Annotated in this window: 3 protein-coding genes; all 3 read left to right on the top strand. The window is 42.7% G+C overall.

From position 1 onward, the window contains the following. On the top strand, window positions 1–3904 hold a 3904-nt coding region (locus ACH2DQ_RS05920; RefSeq protein WP_395025951.1), incomplete at its 5' end, for an NlpC/P60 family protein. Window positions 3905–4020: 116 nt separating this feature from the next. Next, a complete protein-coding gene (locus tag ACH2DQ_RS05915; RefSeq protein ID WP_394910692.1) occupies window positions 4021–4395 on the top strand; it encodes a hypothetical protein in 375 nt (124 codons plus the stop codon). A gap of 239 nt (window positions 4396–4634) precedes the next feature. Then, window positions 4635–7723 (top strand): leucine-rich repeat domain-containing protein (locus ACH2DQ_RS05910; RefSeq protein WP_395025948.1); only part of this gene is annotated, 3089 nt, incomplete at its 3' end.

The raw sequence follows: 7723 nt of genomic DNA, 5'->3' as shown, positions 1-7723 counted from the left end.
AATGGATGATAACATTTCTGCGGGAAATATTGCACTTGGCAATACGAACGGACAGGGAAGCTACGGCGGACTTGTGGGCAGAAGTGAACAGGGTAAACTGAGTATCAAAGATTCAGCGGCTTCAGGCAGCATCCAGCAAAATGGAAGCAATCCGGCTAATACACTGGGAACGTCCATTGGAGGAATCATCGGTGAACTGAATGAGGCAGCAGAAGTAAAACTGAAAAAAGTAACAGCCGGAAGCTATGATGATACAGATCCGGACAGCCAGACAAAGCTGTTTGTTCAGAATACAGACAGGCATATGTTAAGTCTGGGTGGTGTGATTGGAAAAGCAGCGGCATCCGATAACAGCGCCAATGTGATTACTTTGCAGGGAGTGACCAATAACAGCAATTTATTCCTGGAGAAACCTGCGACAGAAAGTAAACTTGGCGGAATCATAGGACATCTGAATGGGTATACCGTAAACATGAAAAATACCGTGAATATCGGTAACCTTGAAGTAACGAAGCTGGGTGATGAATCAGTGCTTTACAGCGGCGGATTTATCGGAAAAGCGGAAAATGGAAATGTCCATATGGAAGACAGTGATGATACTGAAAACAGTAACGTCAGAAATACCGGTAATACAGTTATTGATCTGGAAGTACAGAATCCAAAGGCTGATACCTTTGCACCTGGCACCGTTTATAGTGCCGGAGCAGTGGGATATGCGGCTGATACCACGTTGGTACTGTATGGTTTGAGAAACGAAGGTAATGTAGAAGTAACAGGTGAAAACCGACATGCTAATTTCTACGGAGCAGGAATTGCAGCCTATGCGGCAGATAACGCACATCCAACACAGCCTCCAACTACACGTTTCATCGTACAGAATGCACTGAATCAGGGGAATATCCAGGATAACCGGGATAAATCTGATCCGGATGAAGTGCCGGCAAGGGCAGACGGAATCGCAAAAGCCGGTGGAATTGCAGCAGAGATCCTCTATAAGAGCGGCGTGGATATAACTTATAATCACAATGCAGGAGGAATCAAAGCGGATATGGCTGCAGGTATTGTCCATACTCTGGATGAAGACAGTCTTCCGTTCAGTACGGTAAGATACAACATCAACGTAGGAACCATTGATGCAGGAACGCATGAAAACGGAGCGGATATAACCGCAATGTGGCAGCTTCCGGTAAAAGTGGATGTAAACGGAGATGAGTATAACGGACGGGGCGAGAAATTGACAACAGCTCCGCCGGATGAAGGAGAAGGGGATGCCGAAACCCCGGAAACTACATCTGTAAAAGCAAAAAAACAAAAAAATAAGGCAGATAAAAAAGCTGAAAAAGCGGAAACAACAACTGAGACAACCGCGCAGACAACAGAAAGCCCCGCTGAGAAGCAGACCGGGCAGGACACAGATAGCGAAAAAGAAACAAAGAAGCTGGCTTCTGATGAAAGTGCAGCCGAAACAAAGAAAATACCGGAAACAGAAGATGTAAAAGATACAAAAAAAGCATCCGAAACAGAAAGTATGAAGGAAACGAAGGCAGTACCGGAGACGGAGAGCCAGACAACAGCTAAGAAGGCGCCGGAGACGGAAAGCCAGACAGCAGTGAAGAAGGCACCGGAAAGGGAAAGCCAGACAGCAGTGAAAAAGGCACCGGAAACGGAAAGCCAGACAGCAGCTAAGAAGGCATCGGAGACGGAAAGCCAGACAGCAGTGAAAAAGGCACCGGAAACCGAGAGCCAGACAAAAGTAATAAAAGAACCGGAAACAGAAAAAGTGAAGAAGTCCAGTGCAGCATTGAGATCTGCAGCGGTAACCGAAATACAAACGGTACCGGAGACGGAAGAAGAAACCAATATGGATTCTACTTTGGAAGTGGAAAGTTCAGAACGTGTAAGAGCCGGTTCCAGATCCGGAGAGGTATCTGTGATAGATATTAATCCGGAAACAGAAGAATCAAAAGAGAGTGCCGAAACGCACCCGGAAATACAGGAAAAAGAAACCAGATCCAAGAGCCGAACAGGTTCAGGCAGTGGTACAGCCACTGAGGGAACTTCAGAATCCGAAAGCAGTACAGAATCTGAAATCCTTACGGAAACAGAGACGGAGTCTGAAACAGTAACAGAATCCCAAAGTATGTCAGAAACCGAAAGCGAATCGGAATCCGAGACCAGCTTTGAAACGGAGAGTAACACAGAATCCGAAACTTCAACAGAAACGGAAACTGAAACCGAGACTGAAACGGAAACAGATCCGCCTGAACCGCCAAAACCGGCAATCGCCCAGTATTATAACATAGGGCTGGAAGATATGGTTCGTCCTGAGCAATCGGAAGGAACCGATACGACCGACACAACAGATACAATCGATACAACAGGTACAACCGAAACGGATGAGTCTGAGGAAGCAGAGCCGGAAGCAGAAAGTGCAATCTTATTAAGTCTTGCACAGATGCAGGATTTAGATACCTTAAAAGATAAATCCGGCTGGGATGATACCCTGATAGAGGGAATTAACCCGGCAGATCCGGATGCACCGGCTAAATGGATGATGCATACCGCGGATGAGTCAGAGGGACAGTATACATTGCCTGTATTAAGGGGGAATGAATATACACCGGATGATGAAACCCATTATATGGTAGAGGCAGTTCATGATGTATCCATTACAAATGACCCGGTTTCCGGCGATTATGTAGTGAATTGGAGTTACACAGAACAGACGGATCCGTCTGTGGATGGATTTGCAATTATGTTATATGATGCAGATCAGAATCCAAAGAGGATACTTACCTTAAGACCGGGGCTGGCGGACCAGACCGGAACGCCAAAAGCAACTTCTTACAGTTACCACTTCAGTCCGGAGTACTGGGCTGATATCACAAACCGTTTGACGGAGGATACACCATTTGTCTTAAGTGTAGCCGCAGTGAGGGATGGCAACGAGAGAAGGATGCGGGGCAAAGAAATAGATATTACCTTAGGCAAGACAGAGGGCCTGATAGAAGCAGGTAACTCTTTAGTAATGGAAGCGGATCCCTTAATCCTGAATAGCAGGAGAGGAAAAATGAGATTTTCCCGGGGATACAGCGGAACGATCGGAGATACGGTAGTTCAATATGCTTATACCCGTTTAGGGGATCCTTATTCCATGCCATTGGCAGGACAGGGAAATTACCTGGATTGCAGTTATCTTGTTATGACAGCCTATGACCTTGCAGGTGTATCGGTACCCCGTGTAGCGGCTTGGCAGGCACAGTTCTGTGCCGAACAGGGAAGTGTAGTTTCCAGAGAGGAACTTCAGCCCGGTGATTTGATTTTTTACAGTTATGAAGCTAATGGAGATTATATGAATATCAGTCATGTAGCAATTTATGTAGGTGACGGGATGATGATTCATGCGGCTAATTCCGCCAGAGGTACTGTATTAGATCCAATTGTTGAATCTAATATTAACTTTTACGGAAGACCATATACTGCTGATGCAAATATCAATGCGAATGCAGATATGACGCCAATTGGAACCAACGATGCCGAAATCTATCTGGTTGCACAAATCGTAGGTTTGGAAGCCGGCGGGACAGGAGTAGAAGGAATGACTGCTGTTGCAGAAGTAATTCGCAACAGGGTAATGTCACCATTATTCCCCAATACAGCTACAGGAGTTGTAGCAGCACCGGGACAGTTTACAACCTATGCCATGATTGACAGTTATGTACCAACAGCAGAACAGATTTCTATCGTCACCCAGGTGATGAACGGAAAATTATCTGTTTTAAATAATTCAGATTGTCTGTATTTCTGCAGCAAAGGTTTCTATGAATCACAAGGAATACATGATGGATTCTGGGGAAACATGAGTTTGATAGCAGAATATGGAAATTGTTTCTTTGTACCCTGACGGTACGAGGACAGATCGAGGCACTATGATTATATGATTATTATAATTATAGTGCCTTTTATAATAACACCAGTTATACAAGGGAAGACAAGTATATACAAAGGAGTAAAGTTTATATGGAAAGCAGGATATTATTAAAAATTACAAGCATTTTTATGATTATTCTAGGAGGGGTTACTCTTATTTATCACCTAGTGATTTTTGATGGAATAGGACTGTTCACAGAAGGTTTATTATCTAAAATCGTTTTAACTACATTATTTCTTAATAGTGGTTATGCGATTTTAATGTTTGTATCCGGTATTTTAGGTTTGGTCTTTAACAGGCGGGATGACAGAATGAATGTGATCCGAATACTGGGAACCATTATGATTATTTTACAGTTATTGGGTTTTGTTGGCGTGTTACTTTCTGGTAATAATATTTTGATCAGTACACTGTGGCTTTTATTGCTAGGGTTATATTGTTTAGGTGCAAAGGATTATTATTGATTTCTATTTTGAAAATAACCGGTTCATTATTTGCCGGATTCTATAGATTTGAGTGGGTATGAAAGTTGCTTAGTATTTTTAGAAGTGTGGGATCGGCGTTTTGATAAATTCATCTGCTCCAGTGATTTTGCTGAGATATCTGCAGGTGATTTTATAAATTTATAAGAAAAGGGGATGATGATATGAATGTATTTACGTGAAACAAGAAGCTGAGAATTACATAAGAAAAGGAGAGAAATATGGAAAACCGAAAGAGACAATTAATGGTGTTAATCTGTTTTCTGGCAGTTTTTGTATCCGGTATCTGTATGATGAAAATGGATACATTAGCGGCCACATCTCAAAAAAGTTTCTGGGATGTGGAGGATATCAATCCGGTATCCAATCCTGCTTCAGAGAACTGGTTGACTACATTAATTGCAAAACAAATTGTAGGTTCGCCGAAACCTACGCCTTCGCAGCTTACCCAGGAACAATTTGACTCTATTGAGACACTTGTTATTAAAACAGTTCCTGGCAGTGGGAAAACACCCTGGGAAGCACCAAAAGAACTGGCTAATCTCAGGAATTTGAAAGAAATTGAATTTCAGGCGTTAACATCAGAAAGCGTGTTTAATAACACACCGAATGAAATGTTTGAGATTCCTTCCCTGAAAAAGTTAAAAATAACATATTATAAGGGGAATTTTCCCGCGAAATTATGTTTGGCTACTCAGATTGAAGAACTTGAGCTGCTCAACGGATCAGGAACTTTAGGAAGCAGTAAACAAACGGTGATACCGCAGGAATTCGGAAATTTAGTAAACCTCAGGCGTTTGAATATTCAGGAGACGGTAAGTAACCTTTCATTTCCGGCATCAATAGGGAATCTGGTAAATTTACAGTCGATTGAAATATCCGATGGAGAAGGGGTTATATTTCCGGATGAAATCGGAAAACTACAGCAATTGGAAATTTTCAATACAGCAAATGTAGTAATGGATGAATTTCCGGCTGGACTCACCAACTGTAAAAATTTAAAAGAACTGTCCCTGTATGGAAGAAACTATACGGAAATACCCGAACAGATCTCGGATCTGGCGAATCTGGAGAGGCTGGAATTACTGTTTCTGCCCACTGGATGCAGGATCCCGGACAGCATCGGACAGCTGACAAAACTAAAATACTTATCCACATATAGCGTCTATTATAATGATCTGGATAAAGAGGTGGGAATCACACAGCTTCCGGAAAGTATTGGAAATTGTACAGAGCTGGAGGAATTGAACTTAACAGGGGCGTCAATCACGTCTTTGCCAAAATCAATTACCAAACTGAAAAAGTTAACAAAACTGGATTTAAGCCAATGTTTAAATCTGAAAAGCCTGCCTGCAGATATCGGTGAATTAACCGGACTGACTCAATTGGATCTGGAAGTTGTCCTTCCAAATATTGGTCAGATCAGCACCTTGCCGGATTCTATTGTAAATCTGACGAATCTGACCGAATTAAAAGCAGGGCAGCAGCAGCTGAAAAAACTGCCGGAGCAAATTGGGAAGATGATTGGTTTAACGGCGATCTATGTAGAAGGAAACCAGCTTACCAGACTGCCGGATTCTATCGGTCAGCTAAAAAACCTGGGCATACTGCAGGCACAGAGAAATAATCTGGTAGAAATACCAGCGTCAATTGGTAATCTATGCCTGGGGCAGTTGTTTCTTCAGGGCAATCAGCTAACCTCTTTGCCGGAAGAGATTTCAGGGCTGGATGGAAGCAGCTGGATGGGGCAGGTCGCAATTGATTTAAGTAACAATAAGTTTAGAACCGTTCCGGATATTTCGCTGTTCAAGAAAGCAACCGTTGCGTCCTTAGATTTATCAAATTGTGAAATCGAAGAATTGGGCGATTGGACGCAGGAGGACGGGAGACCGGGTGCACTCAATGGTTTTTATGCAAATCAAAGAGTTGGCGTATCCGTAAACTTGTCCGGTAACCGCATATTGAATATACCGGAGTCCTGGGAAGGAAAGGTTGTTCCTTCCAGTACAGTTCTTAAGGGACAGACAACGAAAGTTACGGCTCAATATAATCCAAGTACCAAAAAGGCAGTTTTAACAAATCCGCTTCAATACCATGGCGGAAAGCTCCCAATTGACAAATATACCATTTCCGGCGGAGGTAAATACGACTATAATGCGTACACGTTTACCTGGGATAATGCAAAACCAGGAGATATGTATACCATCACTTTTGATGCCAAGTCGATTTATAATTCCCAGGGAGAAAAGCTATCACAATATTCCGGAACGCTTTACGTGAGCGTGGGCGAGGGAATAGAGACTGGACATACACTTAAACTGACAGCCAGAAATGCCAAAGGCGAGGATATAACCAGTCAATGGCCGCAGAGCTTTAAGAGCAGCTACAAGGTATTTCCGGATGAAACCATACAGTTTAAATTACCGGGAATCTCAGGATATACATTAGCAGCTCCAAGTGGTGAATTTGTTCAGGGAACCGGGAGCATATCAGCAGCAGATGGATATATTAAGATTTCTAAAATCACCCAGAACAGTGAAGTAGTATTCCATTATGCAAAGGGACTGCATCGTATACAGGTAGTACCGGTTGAAGATGGAACGACCACAGATCTGACAGGATTGGCGGAAGATCCGAACTATCAATTCAATTATGAAGTAGAAGAGAACGGATCCATAACTATCCATGCACCTCAGATTAAAGGTTATACGATAAAAGGTGAGAGCCAGATAACCCTGGAAGGGGTAACTTCGGACCGGATAGTGAAATTCACTTATACCAGAAACCAGGTAGAGGAAAAAGTAAATATATCTATATGGGTAGAGGATAGAGATGGAAAAGACTTAAGTGCATTAGTGGATCAGAGCGTCACACCTTTAAAAAGGGAAGTGGCAAAGGGAAGTAATGTAAGAGTAGAAGCCCCAGTGATAAGCGGATATAAAATTCATGGAGATACCTTCCAGGAATATAATCCAATTACGCAGGATGTAGAGGTAACATTTACGTACAAGAAAGATTTACAAGTGACGATCCACGTAGAAGACAGTGATGGAAATGATCTGTCGAAGCTGGTGAATCAAGAAACGAATCCGTTAGTGATATCAGTGTCCAAAGGCGACAATGTAAAAGTAGAAGCGCCAGTGATAAGCGGATATAAAATTGATGGTGATAGCTTCAAGGAATATAATCCAATTACGCAGGATGTAGAGGTAACATTTACGTACAAGAAAGATTTACAAGTGACGATCCACGTAGAAGACAGTGATGGAAATGATCTGTCGAAGCTGGTGAATCAAGAAACGAATCCGTT

Source organism: Robinsoniella sp. (assembly GCF_034124845.1).
This window is presented reverse-complemented; position numbering and strand designations above follow the sequence as displayed.

Coding starts and splice junctions, on each gene's coding strand:
- ACH2DQ_RS05915 (WP_394910692.1), top strand. CDS start 4,021: ATGGAAAGCAGGATATTATTAAAAATTACAAGCATTTTTATGATTATT.